This window comes from Piscinibacter lacus (assembly GCF_016735685.1).
In the GTDB taxonomy this organism is placed as follows: Bacteria; Pseudomonadota; Gammaproteobacteria; order Burkholderiales; family Burkholderiaceae_C; genus Aquariibacter; species Aquariibacter lacus.
Genome location: NZ_JAERRA010000001.1, coordinates 609,729 through 624,125, shown reverse-complemented (window position 1 = coordinate 624,125; position 14,397 = coordinate 609,729). Strand labels below are relative to the sequence as shown.

Below are 14,397 nucleotides of genomic sequence, written 5' to 3'. Positions count from 1 at the left end.
GCGCTCAGAAGCGGCGACCGAAGCCGACGCTCCACAGCATCGGGTCCACATTCAGGGTGCCGAGGCGGGCGCCGCCGGCCGAGACCTCGGTGTCGAGCCAGACCTTCTTCACATCCAGGTTCAGCAGCCAGCCGCCGCCGAGCGGCAAGTCCACGCCCGCGCCCAGGGCCGGGCCGACGCTGCTGCGGTCGATCTTCACGCCGGCCGGCAGCTCGACGCTGGAGAAGCGGGTGAAGTTGAGGCCGGCGCCGACATAGGGCCGCCAGCCGGCCAGGCCGCTCAGGTGGTACTGCAAGCTCAGCACCGGCGGCAGGTGGCGCAGGCTGCCGATGTCGCTGCCGGCCGAACGCAGGTGCTGCTTCTGCGGCGTGGTCAGCACCAGCTCGACGGCCCAGTTCGGGGTGAGGAAGCGGGTGATGTCCAGCTCGGGCAGCCAGCGCGCGTTGATCGACAGGTCGAGGCCGGTGCTGTCGTGGTTGCGCGGGTCGAGCCGGGCCGCGCGGGCCCGGACGATCCAGTCACCGGCCTCGGCCGGGGCCGCCGCGGCGGGCAGGGCCGAAAGGCCGGCACTTGCAGCAAGCAGCAGGGCAAGCAGGGCCTGGGGCCGGGAAGGGCGAGAAAGGCAAGCGGGGCGGGACATGCGGGACTCCTGGGAAACATCGCGAGGGATGGATCCATTGGAGGCCGCAGGCCCGGCCCGGGCCTTGCGCCGCGTCAAGGATGGCGCGGGTCGCGCTTTGCCGCAGGTCAAGGACCGTGCGGCGCAGCGCGCAGGCTCAGCGCATCAGGCGCTGGCAGATCTCCAGCGACAGCGCCGACTGGTTGAGCGTGTAGAAGTGGATGGCCGGCACGCCGTGCGAGATCAGGCGCTCGCACAGCCGGGTCACCACCTCCAGGCCGAAGCTGCGGATGGAGGCCACATCGTCCATGTAGCCCTCCATCTTGAGCTGCACCCAGCGCGGGATCTCGATGCCGTCGCGCTGCGCGAACTGCGCGATCCGCGCGTAGTTGTGGAAGGGCATGATGCCCGGGACGATGGGCACGTCGACCCCGCGCGAGCGCGCTTCCTCGACGAAGTGGAAGTAGGCGTCGGCGTTGTAGAAGAACTGGGTGATCGCCGCCGTCGCGCCGGCCTTGACCTTCTGCGCGAAGTAGTCGATGTCGCGGCGCGCATAGCGCTGCTGCGGGTGGTATTCGGGGTAGGCGGCGACCTCGATCTTCAGCTCCGGACCCTGGGTCTCGCGGATGAAGTGGATCAGCTCGCTGGCATAGCGGAATTCGCCGGCCGTGCCGGTGCCGCTGGGCAGGTCACCGCGCAGGGCGACGATGCGCCGGATGCCCTGCTTGCGGTAGGTGTCGAGGATCTCAGCGATGTTCTGGCGCGTCGAGCCGATGCAGGACAGGTGCGGCGCGGCCTCGTGGCCGAGGGCGGCGATGTCGGCCACGGTCGACAGCGTGCGCTCGCGGGTCGAGCCGCCCGCGCCATAGGTGACGCTGAAGAACTCGGGCGCGACCGGGCTCAGCTCGCGCACCACGGCCTTGAGCTTTTCGGCGCCGGCCTCGGTGTTGGGCGGGAAGAACTCGAAGCTGACCGGCAGCGGCAGGCTGCGGCCGGCGGTGGAGGGGGGGGAAGTCATGAAAGGCACTCCTCGGGCGGCGAGGCCACCGCCCAGACGAAAAATTCCTGATTGCCATCGCCACCGGCCAGGGCGCTGGGAAAGTAGTCGCGCACCGTCCAGGCCAGGGCGGCGCAGGCCGCTCGCACGGTCTGCTCCAGCCGCGGGAAGCAGCTTGCGTCCTTGACCAGGCCGCCGCGGCCGACATGCTCGGGCCCCAGCTCGAACTGCGGCTTGATCAGCAGCAGGGCCTGGCCGCCAGGCCGCAGCCAGGGCGCGAGATCGGGCAGCACACGGCTCATGGGGATGAAGGACAGGTCGCCGACCAGCAGGTCGAAGCCGCCGGCCGGTGCCGCATCCGCCAGCGCCGAGCCGGCCAGTTGCCGCACATGCAGGCCTTCGAGCGCGAGCAATCGCGGATGCCCGGCCAGCCGCGGATGCAACTGCCCGTGGCCGACATCGAAGCCGACCACCCGCGCCGCGCCGCGCGCCAGCAGCAGCTCGCTGAAGCCGCCGGTGCTCTGGCCCACGTCCAGTGCCTGCAAGCCGGCCGGGTCGAGACCGGTGCAGGCCAGCGCAGATTCCAGCTTGAGCCCGCCGCGCGAAACCCAGCGGGTCTCGGCATCGTCGGTGACTTGCAGCTCGCAGGCCTCCGTCAAGGCCTCGCCGGCCTTGCGCGGAAGCTGCCAGGGCTGGTCCGGCGCCATCCGCCAGCACACCGCGCCATGCTCGATCAGCCGCTGCGCAGCCGAACGGCTCGGGGCCAGCCCGCGCTGCACAAGCAACTGATCAATTCGCGGCATGACAGATGAAGGACGACCCGGACCTCAGCGCGGTTCCAGCGAACGCCTCGGCGCCGGCAACAAAGCACGCAGACCCCTGCATGCCCCCGACAGAAGCGGTAGATCCGGCTCCGCCGGTCCACCCGCGTCGCCCCCTTGAGGGGGCGGCCGAAGGCCGTAGGGGGGGCTCAATACCGGTACGTGTCGGCCTTGTACGGGCCTTCCTTCTTCACGCCGATGTAGGCGGCCTGCTCGTCGGTCAGCTCGGTCAGTTGCGCGCCGACCTTCTTCAGGTGCAGGCGGGCCACCTTCTCGTCGAGGTGCTTGGGCAGCACATAGACCTTGCCCACCTCGTAGGCCTCGGGCTTGGTGAACAGCTCGATCTGGGCGATCGTCTGGTTCGCGAAGCTCGACGACATCACGAAGCTGGGGTGGCCGGTGGCGCAGCCCAGGTTGACCAGGCGGCCCTTGGCCAGCAGGGTGATCTTCTTGCCGTCCGGGAAGGTGATGTGGTCGACCTGCGGCTTGATCTCGTCCCAGACCAGGCCTTCGAGCGAGACCACGTCGATCTCGTTGTCGAAGTGGCCGATGTTGCAGACGATGGCCTCATCCTTCATGGCGGCCATGTGCTCGTAGCGCAGCACGCTCTTGTTGCCGGTGGCGGTCACGAAGATGTCGGCCTTGTCGGCGGCGTACTCCATGGTCACGACCTTGTAGCCTTCCATCGCGGCCTGCAGGGCATTGATGGGGTCGATCTCGGTCACCCAGACCTGGGCGCTCAGCGCGCGCAGGGCCTGGGCCGAGCCCTTGCCCACATCGCCGTAGCCGGCGACCACGGCGATCTTGCCGGCGATCATCACGTCGGTGGCGCGCTTGATCGAGTCGACCAGCGATTCGCGGCAGCCGTAGAGGTTGTCGAACTTGCTCTTGGTGACGCTGTCGTTGACGTTGATGGCGCGGAACATCAGCGTGCCCTTGGCCGACATCTCGTTGAGACGCAGCACGCCGGTGGTGGTCTCCTCGGTCACGCCGAGGATCTGGGCGCTCTTGCGGCTGTACCAGGTCGCGTCCTGCGCCAGCTTGGCCTTGATGGCGGTGAAGAGGCAGACCTCTTCCTCGCTGCCCGGGTTGTCCAGCACCGACAGGTCCTTCTCGGCCTTCTTGCCCAGGTGCATCAGCAGCGTCGCGTCGCCGCCGTCGTCCAGGATCATGTTCGGGCCTTCGCCTTCGGTGCCGGCGGCGCCGAATTCGAAGATGCGATGGGTGTAGTCCCAGTAGTCGGCCAGGGTCTCGCCCTTGTAGGCGAAGACCGGGGTGCCGGCGGCGACCAGCGCGGCAGCGGCATGGTCCTGGGTCGAGAAGATGTTGCACGAGGCCCAGCGAACCTGGGCGCCCAGGGCCTGCAGGGTCTCGACCAGCACGGCGGTCTGGATGGTCATGTGCAGCGAGCCGGTGATGCGCGCGCCCTTGAGCGGCTGGCTCTTCGCGAACTCTTCGCGGATGGCCATCAGACCGGGCATTTCGGTCTCGGCGATCTTGATTTCCTTGCGGCCCCAGTCGGCCAGCGACAGGTCGGCGACGTGGAAATCCTTTTGGAGGATGGCGGTATTGACGGGTGCGTTCATGGGAGCTCCGGTGGGATTCACCGCGACAGCCACCCGGAAGGCCCACCCGCAGGACGCGGGGTTCGACGCTCACCAGGCAGGGGTCTGCGGGTGAGCGCCGTTGCCTTGAAGAAGGGTTCGAGCCTGGCCGTCAGCCACCCGGGGGGCGGGGGGACGGTTGCAACGCTCCTCGAACGAGACGGATTCTAGGGGCCTCGGCGCCCGCCCGGGTGAAATCCCGAATGTCCCTGCGCAGCGGCCCGCGGTTCGTGTCAGCTTGCACGGCCGGGGCCGCGGCTCAGCGTGCGGCGTAGGGGTCGGGCCAGCCCAGGGCGGTGAGCAGGGCCGATTCGCGCGCCTCCATGGCCTCGGCCTCGTCTTCCAGTTCATGGTCCCAGCCCTGGGCATGCAGGGCGCCGTGGACCAGCAGGTGCGCGTAATGCGCGACGAGCGGCCGGCCGGCGGCCTCGGCCTCGGCCTCGACGACCGGCGCGCAAAGGATCAGGTCGGCGCTCAGCGGCGGGCCGTCCGGGTCGGTCTCGTCCTCGCCGTAGGCGAAGGTCAGCACATTGGTCGCGTAATCCTTGCCGCGGTAGTCGCGGTTCAGGGCCTGGCCTTCCTCGGCACCGACGATGCGCACGGTCAGCGCGGCGGGCGCCTCCAGCGCCGCACGCAGGCAGCGCTGCACCAGATGGCGCGGCAGCAGGGCGCGGTGGCGGGCATCGGCGAATTGCAGCGAGAGTTGCAGCGACGGGCGGGCGGGCGGGCGGGGCATGGCGGCGGGGCTCACACAGCAGGGCTCAAACGGCCGGGCCGAGCCGGCCGTCGGATTCGTAGGCCTCGACGATGCGCGCCACCAGCGGATGGCGCACCACATCGGCCGAGCCGAAGCGCGTGAAGGCCAGGCCGCGCACGCGGCGCAGCACGCGTTCGGCCTCGATCAAGCCGCTTTCGGTGCCCTTGGGCAGGTCGATCTGGCTGACATCGCCGGTGACCACGGCCTTGCTGCCGAAGCCCAGCCGGGTCAGGAACATCTTCATCTGCTCGGGCGTGGTGTTCTGCGCCTCGTCAAGGAGGACAAAGGCATGGTTGAGCGTGCGGCCGCGCATGAAAGCCAGCGGCGCGATCTCGATCGTGCCCTTCTCGAAGGCCTTGCTCACCCGGTCGAAGCCCATCAGGTCGTAGAGCGCGTCATAGAGCGGGCGCAGGTAGGGATCGACCTTCTGCGCCAAGTCGCCGGGCAGGAAGCCCAGGCGCTCGCCGGCCTCGACGGCCGGGCGGGTCAGCACGATGCGCTGGACCTGGTTGCGCTCCAGCGCATCGACGGCGCAGGCCACGGCCAGGAAGGTCTTGCCGGTGCCGGCCGGGCCGATGCCGAAGCTGAGGTCGTGCGCAAGGATGTTGCGCAAGTAGAGGATCTGGTTGGGCGTGCGGCCGGCCAGGTCGCTGCGGCGGGTGCGCAGCACCAGGGCCTCCGGATCCTCGGCCGGATCGGGCGTGGTCTCGCCACGCTGGGCCGAGACCAGGGCGAGTTGCAGCATCTCCGGCGGGATGGGCCGGGCCGCGCGCGGGTAGAAGCTTTGCAGCAAGGCCACCGCCGACTCGGCCGCGCCGCGCGGCCCCTCGACCCGGAAGCTCTCGTTGCGGCGGCTGATCCGCACACCCAGCGCGGACTCGATGCGGCGCAGGTGCTCGTCGAGCGGGCCGCAGAGGTGGGCCAGCCGGGTGTTGTCCGGGGGGATGAAGGCGTGGCGCAGGATCACGGCAGGTTCGGGCGAGGGCGGCGGCCGATTGTCGGCGGGCGCGGCCCCCTGCGCTGGGCACAATGCCCGTATGCCCGTGCCGCCCCCCGCCCGCCCTGCCCGTGTCGGCTGGTTGGCTGCGGGCTGCTTGCTGGTCGCCATGGTGCTTGCCCTGCTGATGCAGGGCGCGGCGCATGCGGGGGGCGGGCGGGCCGGTGTCTCCCTCGCGGCCGTCAAGAAGCCGCTGATCGTGCTGCGCGCGGCCGAGACGACGACGGTGCCCCGGCAGGCCGAGCGGCCCGACGCGCCCGCTGCCCTGACCCCACCCGCCGCGGCCCGCTACAGCGCCATCGCGCTGCCGGACGAATGGGCCGCCAGCCGGCCGGGCCACAGCGGCACGGCCTGGTACCGCTTCGATCTGCCCTCGCTCGCCGGCCTGGCATCGAGCTTGCCGGGGCTCTACATCCCGCGGGTCTGCTCCAGCTACACGGTGTGGCTCAACGGCGGCCTGCTGCACCAGGGCGGGCGGCTCGTCCCACCCTACTCGGTGCTGTGCTACCAGGCTCAGCTTCTGAGCCTGCCCCCGGCCCTGCTGCTCGACCGGGGCAACCGGCTGGAGATCGCGGTGGTCGGCCATGCCCTGGGCGAGGTGACGGCGCGGCAGCGCGCCGCCGGCCTGTCCGAGATCGTGCTCGGCCCGCAGGAGCAACTGCTGGCCCTGCTCGACCGCCACCGCTTCTGGAACGTCACCCTCGGGCTGGCGATGGCGCTGATGCTGCTGCTGGCCGGCGTCTTCGCCCTCGGCCTGGGCTGGATGCAACGCCTGCCGGCCCTGGCCTACCTGGGCTGCGTGGGCCTGGGCGCTGCCGCGCTCAGCGCCCGGCCGGGCTGGACCGACACCGGCCTGCCGCTCTGGGCCAGCGAGGTGCTGTGGACCTGCGTTCTCGTGCCGGTCGGCATCTGCGGCGTGCAGTTCCTGCTGCGCCAGGCCGGCATCGGCCCCTCGCGGCGCGACGCCCTGCTCTGGCTGCAAGTGCTGCTGGTGCCGGCGGCCTTCGCGATCGCCGGGCCGCAGCATCGCTTCGCCATCGCCGCGGCCGTCTACGCCTTGCTGGTGGCCGAGGTGATCGGTGCCTCGCTGATCTACCTGAGGGCGAGCTGGCTCACCCAGGGCCGCGACTTCCTGGCCATGGCCCTGGGCCTGGCGGCCATGATCCTGGTGCTGCTGATCGAGGTCGGCATCCAGGACCGGGCCCTGGACATCCCGACCGTGCAACCCCTGCACCTGGCCCTGCCGCTGGTGTTGATGGCCCTGGCCGTGCATGCCTCGACCCTGTGGATGCAGGCCCTGCGCCAGGCCAAGGACAGCCGCCGCAGCGTCGACGCCCGGGTGCGCGAGGCGGTGATCGAGGCCGAGCGCCTGCATGCCGACCAGGCCGACCAGCGCGCCGAGCTGATGGCCCAGCGCGAGCGCAAGCGCATCGCCAGCGACCTGCATGACGACCTGGGCGCCAAGCTGCTGACCATCGTGCACACCAGCGGCGACGAGCGCATCTCCACCCTGGCCCGCGAGGCGCTGGAGGAGATGCGCCTGTCGGTGCGCGGCCTGGCCGGCAAGGCGGTGCAACTCGGCGATGCCCTGGCCGACTGGCGTTCCGAGACGGTGGGCCGGCTCGGCGAGGCCGGCATCCAGGTCGACTGGCTGGGCGACGAACCCGAGCTGCCGCGCACGCTGTCGGCCCGCACCTATGTGCAGACCACGCGCATCCTGCGCGAGGCGGTCAGCAACATCATCAAGCACAGCGGGGCCTCGCTGTGCCGGGTGCGTTGCAGCCTGGACGCCGACCTGCACATCCTCATCCACGACAACGGCCGCGGCATGCCCGTGCAGCTCGACGGCCCGCTCGATCGCGGCCACGGCGTCAGCAGCATGAAGAACCGCGCCAAGCAGATGCAGGGCCAGTGCCTCTTCGAGACCGGCGCGGGCTACGGCACGGCCATCCGCCTGACCATCCCGCTCTGACCCCCCGGGCCGCGCCGCCCCGGGACGGGCCGCTGCTAGAGTCAGGCCATGGACACCGTGCGCCGCATCCTGCTGCTCGAAGACCTGCCCGAGATCCGTGCCTGGATGAAGGCCCTGGTCGCCCAGGTCTATCCGGACGCGATCATCAGCGAGGCGGCGCGGGTCCAGGATGCGCGCCAGCTCATCGGCACCCACCGCTTCGAGCTGGCCCTGGTCGACCTGGGCCTGCCCGACGGTTCGGGCACCGACGTGGTCGCCGTGCTGCGCGATGTGCAGCCCGATGCGCGGCCGGTGGTCGTGACCATTCACGACGACGACGAGCATCTGTTCCCGGCCCTGCAGGCGGGCGCCTTCGGCTACATCCTGAAGGAGCAGTCGCGCCAGCAGATCACCGAGCAGCTCCAGCGCATCGCCCAGGGCGAGCCGCCGCTCTCGCCCTCGATCGCGCGGCGGGTGATCCAGTACTTCACCAAGCAGGCCCAGGGCGGGCCGGCCCAGGCGGCCAACCCGGTGCCCAATGTCTCGCTGACCGAACGCGAGACCGAGGTGCTGCTGCGCGTGGCCAAGGGCTTCACCCTGCCGGAGATCGGCGTGCAGCTCGGCCTGTCGCGCCACACCATCGCCGACTACGTCAAGCAGATCTACCGCAAGCTCAATGTGAGCTCGCGCGCCGAGGCCGCGCTGGAAGCGCAGCGCCTGGGCCTGTTCCGCCGCTGATGCGCGCGGCCCCCTTCCGCCGCCGGCCGCCTGCCGGGGGAGTGTTGCGATGATCGGCCAGCTCCGCGGCCTGCTGCTGGCCAAGACGCCGCCGCAGGTGCTCGTCGAGGTGCAGGGCGTCGGCTACGAGGTCGATGTGCCCATGTCCAGCTTCTACTTGCTGCCCGGCCTGGGCGAGCCGGTGACGCTGCGCACCCATTTCATCGTCCGCGAGGACGCGCAACTGCTCTTCGGCTTCCTCAGCGAAGCCGAGCGCAGCAGCTTTCGCCAGCTCATCCGCATCAGCGGCGTCGGGCCGAAGATGGCGCTGGCGCTGCTCTCGGGCCTGTCGGTCGAGGACCTGGCTCAGGCCGTGGCCCGCCAGGATGCGAGCCGCCTGGTCAAGGTGCCGGGCATCGGCAAGAAGACGGCCGAGCGACTGCTGCTGGAGCTCAAGGGCAAGATCGCCCCGGTGCTGGAGCTGCCGGCCGGCGGCCTGGCACCCGCCGGCGACGGCTCGGCCGAGGCGCAGGCCGACATCCTGCAAGCCCTCATCGCCCTGGGCTACAGCGAGCGCGAGGCCCAGGCCGCCGTGAAGGTCCTGCCCGCCGGCAGCAGCGTGGCCGATGGCATCCGCCGCGCGCTGCGCAGCCTGGCCGGCTGAGGCCGGGCTCAGGCAGCGAGCAGCTTCTTCAGCGGCGCCGGCAGGGCCAGGCCGGCCCAGGCCGAGGGCGGCTGCCAGCGGCCGTCGGCCAGGCCCTCGGGCAGGGCGGCCGGCCGGGCCGGCAGCTCAAGTCGGCGGGGGTGCAGCACCCAGTCGAAGTGGGTCAGGGCGTGATGCAGGGTGGGTTGCAGCTCGGCCCGCAGGGGCTGGCCGAGGCCCGCGGCAAGCGTGTCGAGCAGGCCTTGCAGCGCAGTCTCGCCTTCGATCAGCGGCAGGGTCCAGAGCCCCGCCCACACGCCCTCGGCGGGCCGCTGCTGCATCCAGACCGCGCCGTCGGGCGCGACCAGCCACAGCCAGTGGTGCTCGCGGCGACCGCGCTGCAAGCGCGGGCCGCGCAGAGGATAGGCCTCGGGCCGGCCCTGGGCGCGGGCCACGCAGCAGTCGGCCAGCGGGCAGATCACGCAGGCCGGCGAGCGCGGCGTGCAGACGGTGGCCCCCAGATCCATCAGGCCCTGGGTGTAGGCCGGCATGTCCTGCGGGGCCGGGGGCAGCAGGGCCTCGGCGCGGGCCCAGAGCCGGCGCTCGGCCGCCGCGCCCTGCAGCGGTTCGCCCAGGCCGAAGGCGCGCGCCAGCACGCGCTTGACATTGCCGTCGAGGATGGCGGCCCGCTCGCCAAAGCAGAAGGCGGCGATGGCCGCAGCCGTCGATCGACCGATACCCGGCAGGGCCTGCAAGCCCGCGGCGGTGGCCGGGAAGCAGCCGCCGTGCTCGGCCACCACGGCCTGCGCGCCGGCATGCAGCAGGCGGGCGCGGCGGTAGTAGCCCAGGCCGGCCCAGGCGGCCAGCACCTCGTCGAGCGGCGCGGCGGCCAGGGCCTGCACATCCGGGAAGCGCGCCAGGAAACGGCCGTAGTAAGCCAGCACGGTCTTGACCTGGGTCTGCTGCAGCATGACCTCCGACAGCCAGACCCGGTAGGGATCGCGCGTGGCCTGCCAGGGCAGGGCATGGCGGCCGTGGCGGCGCTGCCAGGCGACGACGGTGGCGGGCCAGTCCGCCAGGGCGGGCGACTCGCAGGGGGCGACGGCTTCGCGCAGGCGGCCGACGGCAGGGCGGTCTTCGGACATGGCGGCGGGGGCAGGCGGGCGGCGCGGCTCAAGGCCGCTGGCAGCCGCGGCAGAAGTAAGTGGCCCGTTGGCCCTGCACGATGCGCTGCACGCGCCGGGCCGGGCCGCAGCGGCTGCAGGGCTGGCCCTCGCGGCCGTAGACCTGGGCCTCGTTCTGGAAGGCGCCGTCCATGCCGTGCGCGTCCTTGAAGTCGCGCAGGGTGCTGCCGCCCAGGTCCAGCGCGCGGCCGAGCACGGCCCGCACCGCGCCGGCCAGGCGCTCGCAGCGCAGCGGGCCGAGGCGGCCGGCGGGCGTGCGCGGGTCGATGCCGGCGGCGAACAAGGCCTCGCTTGCATAGATGTTGCCCACGCCGACGACCGCATCGCCGGCCAGCAGGGCCTGCTTGATGGCGACGCGCTTGTCCTTCCAGCGTGCGCGAAGCAGCGCGCCGCCGAAGCCGGGGTCGAAGGGCTCGATGCCCAGGCCGGCCAGGCGCTCGCCGGCCAGGCCCTGGTCGATCGCCGGCGACCAGCAGACCGAGCCGAAGCGGCGCGGGTCGGTCAGGCGCAGCAGGCCGCGGTCGGTGGCGATCTCGACATGGTCCCAGGGGCCGGACGGCGGCAGCGCGCCGAAGGCGAGTGAACCGGACATGCCGAGATGGATCAACAAGCCGTCCTCCACCTCGCCCGGCGGGACGGCCAGCGGCAGCCACAGGTATTTGCCCCGTCGCTGCACGTCCAGCAACCTGCGGCCGACCAGGTTCTGCGCCGTGCAGCCCAGCGGCCAGCGCAGAGGCAGGCCCAGGCGGACGGACTGGATCCGGGCCCCGGGCAGAGCGCCGAGCAGGCTTCGGCGGGTGGTCTCGACCTCGGGCAACTCGGGCATCGGGGGATTATCCCGGCCCACCTAGAATCGTTTTGGAATCCCTGGAGTCCCCATGCAGAAGTTGCGCCGCCCCGTTCTTGCCTTGCTGATGGCCGGCGCCACGCTGGGTGCAAGCCCTGCTTGGGCCGCCGAACCGGCCAAGCCGGCGAAGGCCGAGAACTCGGCGCTGAGCGGCGAGCTGTTCCACCTGATCCTGATCGGCGAACTGGAACTGCGGGCCGAGAACCCGGGCGCGGCCTACCAGTTGCTGCTGGATGCGGCCCGGCGCAGCAAGGAGGAATCGCTGTTCCGCCGCGCGACCGACATCGCCGTCGAGGCGCGGGCGGGCGACCAGGCCCTGGCATCCGTGCAGGCCTGGAGGCTGGCCGCGCCGAAGTCGCTGGACGCCCTGCGCTACGAAGTGCAGTTGCTCATCGCGCTGAACCGAGCGGGCGACACCACGGAACCGCTCAAGACCCTGCTGGGCCTGATCCCGCCCGGCGACCTGGCCGGCGGCCTGCTCGCCCTGCCGCGCACCCTGGGCCGCGGGGCCAAGCCCGAAACCATCGTCGAAGTGGTCGAGCGGGTGGTCGCGCCCTACCAGAAGCAGGCCGACCCGGCCGTGGCCGCAGCGGCCTGGGTGGCGGTGGCGCGCGCGCGGCTCGGCGCCGACCGGGTCGAGGACAGCCTGGCCGCGCTGAACGCCGCCCAGTTGCTCCAGCCGCAGAGCGAGGGCGCCGTGCTGCTGGCCCTGGAACTGATGGCCCGGGCGCAGCCGGTGGCCGAGCCCATGGTGCAGCGCTACCTCAAGGCCCAGTCGGCGGGTGGCGGCTCCACCCTGAATGCCGTGCGCCTGATCTACGCCCGCGGCCTGGCCGGCCAGGAGCGGCACGGCGAAGCCCTGGAGCTGCTGCAAACGGTGACGCGCGAGGCCCCGGACCTGACCGAATCCTGGCTGACCCTGGGCGCCTTGCAGTTCGAGCTGCGCCAGTACCCCGAATCCGAACGGACCTTGCAGGAATTCCTCAGCCGCAGCGAGAACAGCGCCGCCCTGCCCCAGGGCCACCCGGCCACGCCCGGCCCGGACGAGGCCGAGGGCCGCCCCGACCCGCGCAGCGAGCTGCGCCGCCAGCGCAGCCAGGCCATGATGGTCCTGTCCCAGGTGGCCGAGAAGCGCGGCGACCTGCCCGCCGCAGAAGCCTGGCTGGACCGCATCGAGGAGGTGCCGCCCCTGCTGCTGCAAAGCCGCCGCGCGGCACTCATGGCCCAGCGGGGCGATGTCGACGGCGCCCGCCGCCTGCTACAGGAACTGCCGGCCGACTCGCCCGAAGCCGCCCGCGGCAAGCTGATGGCCGAGGCCAGCCTGCTGCGCGATGCCAAGCGCTGGGACCAGGCCGACGCCGTGCTGCAGCGCGCGGGCGAACTCTTCCCCGACGATGTGGACCTGCTCTACGAGCGCGCCATGCTGTCGGAGAAGCGCCAGCGCTACGAGGAGATGGAGAGCCTGCTGCGCAAGGTCATCCAGCTCCAGCCCAAGCACCACCATGCCTACAACGCGCTGGGCTACACCCTGGCCGATCGCAACACCCGCCTGCCCGAGGCCCAGGCCCTGATCCAGCGTGCGCTGGAACTGGCGCCCGGCGAGCCCTATTTGCTCGACAGCCTGGGCTGGGTGGCCTACCGCATGGGTCGCCACCAGGAAGCGCTCGATGCCCTGCAATCGGCCTACCGCTCGCGACCCGATCCGGAGATCGGCGCCCACCTGGGCGAGGTGCTGTGGGTGATGGGCCGGCGCGACGAGGCCGAGCGGATCTGGCGCGAAGTCAAGCAGCGTGACGCGGCCAACGAGGTGCTCAAGGAAACGCTGCAGCGCCTGAAGATCAGCCTGTGAGCCTGGGCCTTCCCGTCCGGCGACGCGCGCTGCTGGGCCTGCTGTTCGCCGCGGGCCTGACGGCAGGCTGCGCCAGCCCGCCGCGATTGAGCGCGCCGCAGAGCCTGAGCGGCCGCTTCGCGCTGGTCAGCCAGGGCGAGGTGCCGCAGTCGCTGAGCGCCAGCTTCGCCCTGGAGGGCACGGCCGAGCAAGGCCTCTTCGTGCTCAACAGCCCGCTGGGCAGCCGCCTGGCCGAGGCGCGCTGGCAGCCCGGCCGCGTCTGGCTGCGCGATGCCCAGGGCGATCACGACTATGAGGATCTCGACGATCTGGCCCGGCATGCCCTGGGCGAATCCGTGCCGCTCGAAGCCCTGCCTGACTGGCTGCGCGGCCGGCCCAGTCCGCTGGGCTTCAGCGATGCGCTGCCGGGTGGCTTCCAGCAGATGGGCTGGCGCATCGACCTGAGCCGCCAGGCCGAGGGCCGCATCGAGCTTCAGCGCGTGGCGCCGCCGCTGCTGCGCCTGCGCGTGCGGCTGGAGGCCGAGGGCGCCGCTGCGCCGTGAGCTTGCGCGCGCTCTTCGATCTGCCGGCGCCGGCCAAGATCAACCTCTTCCTGCATGTGACCGGCCGGCGCGCCGACGGCTATCACCTGCTGCAATCTGTCTTTGCCTTGGTCGACTGGTGCGACACCCTGCACCTGGAATGCCGTGACGACGGCCGCTTGCAGCGCCACGACCTGGGCCCGGCCCTGCCGCCGGACGACCTCTGCCTGCGCGCCGCCCGTGCGCTGCGACAGGCCAGCGGCACGCGGCTGGGCGCGGACCTCACGATCGAGAAGCGCCTGCCCTGGGGCGCGGGCCTGGGCGGCGGCAGTTCGGACGCCGCGACGGTGCTGCTCGGGCTGAACCGCCTCTGGGGCCTGCACTGGCCCCGCGAACGCCTGGCCGCCCTGGCCCTGGGCCTGGGGGCGGACGTGCCATTCTTCATTGGCGGTCGCAATGCCTGGGTGGAAGGCATCGGCGAGCAGCTCCAGGCCATCGCCCTGCCGCCCCAGCGCTGGCTGTTGCTTAAACCCCCCATCGCCGTGCCGACGGCGGCCATTTTTGCCAGCCCGCTCTTGGGACGAAACACGAAAGTGGCTACACTCTTGGACTTTCTTGCAGACCCCACCGGGTTCAGGCACAACGATCTGCAGGGGCCAGCCATGGCCTACAGCAGCGAAGTGCAGGAGGCCGTGGCGCTTGCAGCTCAATGCGGCACGCACAGCCGCATGACGGGCTCGGGCAGCGCGGTGTTTGCGGAAATCGGTTCGGAGGCCCAGGCGGCCCGGGCCCGGCAGATCCTCAAGGAACTGCCGGACGGGTGGTCGGGGTGGCTGGGTCGGGGCCTGGATCACCATCCGCTGCTGGACTTCGCGAGCTGATCGCGACCC

Annotated in this window: 14 protein-coding genes and 1 riboswitch; of the genes, 6 read left to right on the top strand and 8 right to left on the bottom strand. The window is 71.7% G+C overall.

Annotation, left to right across the window (positions count from 1 at the left end):
* Positions 1 to 4 precede the first annotated feature (4 nt).
* From JI742_RS02865 to JI742_RS02840, 6 genes are all read right to left on the bottom strand, one after another.
* Positions 5 to 640, bottom strand: a complete 636-nt coding sequence (locus tag JI742_RS02865) for an OmpW/AlkL family protein (RefSeq protein WP_201823843.1) — start codon at positions 638 to 640, stop codon at positions 5 to 7.
* 136 nt (positions 641 to 776) lie between these two features.
* On the bottom strand, positions 777 to 1,637 hold the full coding sequence (gene metF / locus JI742_RS02860; protein ID WP_201823841.1) for a methylenetetrahydrofolate reductase [NAD(P)H]: 861 nt from the start codon (positions 1,635 to 1,637) through the stop codon (positions 777 to 779).
* Entirely contained in the window at positions 1,634 to 2,419 is a 786-nt protein-coding gene (locus JI742_RS02855) for a TlyA family RNA methyltransferase (RefSeq protein WP_201823839.1), read from the bottom strand. Before JI742_RS02855 ends, metF begins: the two co-directional genes overlap by 4 nt.
* 167 nt (positions 2,420 to 2,586) lie before the next feature.
* Complete coding sequence (gene ahcY / locus JI742_RS02850) at positions 2,587 to 4,023, bottom strand: adenosylhomocysteinase (RefSeq protein ID WP_201823837.1); 1,437 nt, start codon at positions 4,021 to 4,023, stop codon at positions 2,587 to 2,589.
* A gap of 85 nt (positions 4,024 to 4,108) precedes the next feature.
* Positions 4,109 to 4,200, bottom strand: a riboswitch (S-adenosyl-L-homocysteine riboswitch).
* Positions 4,201 to 4,300: 100 nt separating this feature from the next.
* A complete protein-coding gene (gene ybeY / locus JI742_RS02845) occupies positions 4,301 to 4,777 on the bottom strand; it encodes an rRNA maturation RNase YbeY (RefSeq protein WP_201823835.1) in 477 nt (158 codons plus the stop codon).
* 25 nt (positions 4,778 to 4,802) lie between these two features.
* On the bottom strand, positions 4,803 to 5,765 hold the full coding sequence (locus JI742_RS02840; protein ID WP_201823833.1) for a PhoH family protein: 963 nt from the start codon (positions 5,763 to 5,765) through the stop codon (positions 4,803 to 4,805).
* Between the two features lie 70 nt (positions 5,766 to 5,835).
* Between JI742_RS02840 and JI742_RS02835 the strand changes: the two genes are divergently transcribed.
* From JI742_RS02835 to ruvA, 3 genes are read left to right on the top strand one after another with little or no spacing between them, the layout of a single operon-like run.
* A complete protein-coding gene (locus tag JI742_RS02835; RefSeq protein ID WP_201823830.1) occupies positions 5,836 to 7,767 on the top strand; it encodes a sensor histidine kinase in 1,932 nt (643 codons plus the stop codon).
* A gap of 57 nt (positions 7,768 to 7,824) precedes the next feature.
* Positions 7,825 to 8,484: a response regulator gene (locus JI742_RS02830; RefSeq protein WP_201826319.1), complete on the top strand. Its 660-nt coding sequence runs from the start codon at positions 7,825 to 7,827 to the stop codon at positions 8,482 to 8,484.
* A gap of 49 nt (positions 8,485 to 8,533) precedes the next feature.
* Complete coding sequence (ruvA, locus tag JI742_RS02825; RefSeq protein ID WP_201823828.1) at positions 8,534 to 9,127, top strand: Holliday junction branch migration protein RuvA; 594 nt, start codon at positions 8,534 to 8,536, stop codon at positions 9,125 to 9,127.
* An 8-nt stretch (positions 9,128 to 9,135) separates the two neighbouring features.
* On the opposite strand, the gene mutY is transcribed toward ruvA, so the two are convergent.
* Positions 9,136 to 10,251: an A/G-specific adenine glycosylase gene (mutY, locus tag JI742_RS02820; protein WP_201823826.1), complete on the bottom strand. Its 1,116-nt coding sequence runs from the start codon at positions 10,249 to 10,251 to the stop codon at positions 9,136 to 9,138.
* 28 nt (positions 10,252 to 10,279) lie between these two features.
* Positions 10,280 to 11,116, bottom strand: a complete 837-nt coding sequence (gene mutM / locus JI742_RS02815; RefSeq protein ID WP_201823824.1) for a bifunctional DNA-formamidopyrimidine glycosylase/DNA-(apurinic or apyrimidinic site) lyase — start codon at positions 11,114 to 11,116, stop codon at positions 10,280 to 10,282.
* 52 nt (positions 11,117 to 11,168) lie between these two features.
* Here mutM and JI742_RS14015 point away from each other — a divergent pair, with 52 nt between their 5' ends.
* Genes JI742_RS14015 through ispE form a run of 3 tightly spaced genes read left to right on the top strand, consistent with a single transcriptional unit; the run spans position 11,169 to position 14,388 of the window.
* Positions 11,169 to 12,986 carry a tetratricopeptide repeat protein gene (locus JI742_RS14015; protein ID WP_201823822.1) on the top strand — a complete coding sequence of 606 codons (1,818 nt, stop codon included), beginning with the start codon at positions 11,169 to 11,171 and terminating at the stop codon, positions 12,984 to 12,986.
* Positions 12,983 to 13,528, top strand: coding sequence for an outer membrane lipoprotein LolB (locus JI742_RS02805; protein WP_201823820.1), 546 nt, complete (start codon positions 12,983 to 12,985; stop codon positions 13,526 to 13,528). Before JI742_RS14015 ends, JI742_RS02805 begins: the two co-directional genes overlap by 4 nt.
* A 2-nt stretch (positions 13,529 to 13,530) precedes the next feature.
* Positions 13,531 to 14,388 (top strand): 4-(cytidine 5'-diphospho)-2-C-methyl-D-erythritol kinase, encoded by an 858-nt coding sequence (gene ispE / locus JI742_RS02800; protein WP_236676899.1) that lies wholly within the window; start codon positions 13,531 to 13,533, stop codon positions 14,386 to 14,388.
* The last annotated feature ends 9 nt before the right edge of the window (positions 14,389 to 14,397 follow it).

Coding starts and splice junctions, on each gene's coding strand:
- JI742_RS02865 (WP_201823843.1), bottom strand. CDS start 640: ATGTCCCGCCCCGCTTGCCTTTCTCGCCCTTCCCGGCCCCAGGCCCTG.
- metF (WP_201823841.1), bottom strand. CDS start 1,637: ATGACTTCCCCCCCCTCCACCGCCGGCCGCAGCCTGCCGCTGCCGGTC.
- JI742_RS02855 (WP_201823839.1), bottom strand. CDS start 2,419: ATGCCGCGAATTGATCAGTTGCTTGTGCAGCGCGGGCTGGCCCCGAGC.
- ahcY (WP_201823837.1), bottom strand. CDS start 4,023: ATGAACGCACCCGTCAATACCGCCATCCTCCAAAAGGATTTCCACGTC.
- ybeY (WP_201823835.1), bottom strand. CDS start 4,777: ATGCCCCGCCCGCCCGCCCGCCCGTCGCTGCAACTCTCGCTGCAATTC.
- JI742_RS02835 (WP_201823830.1), top strand. CDS start 5,836: ATGCCCGTGCCGCCCCCCGCCCGCCCTGCCCGTGTCGGCTGGTTGGCT.
- ruvA (WP_201823828.1), top strand. CDS start 8,534: ATGATCGGCCAGCTCCGCGGCCTGCTGCTGGCCAAGACGCCGCCGCAG.
- mutY (WP_201823826.1), bottom strand. CDS start 10,251: ATGTCCGAAGACCGCCCTGCCGTCGGCCGCCTGCGCGAAGCCGTCGCC.
- mutM (WP_201823824.1), bottom strand. CDS start 11,116: ATGCCCGAGTTGCCCGAGGTCGAGACCACCCGCCGAAGCCTGCTCGGC.
- JI742_RS14015 (WP_201823822.1), top strand. CDS start 11,169: ATGCAGAAGTTGCGCCGCCCCGTTCTTGCCTTGCTGATGGCCGGCGCC.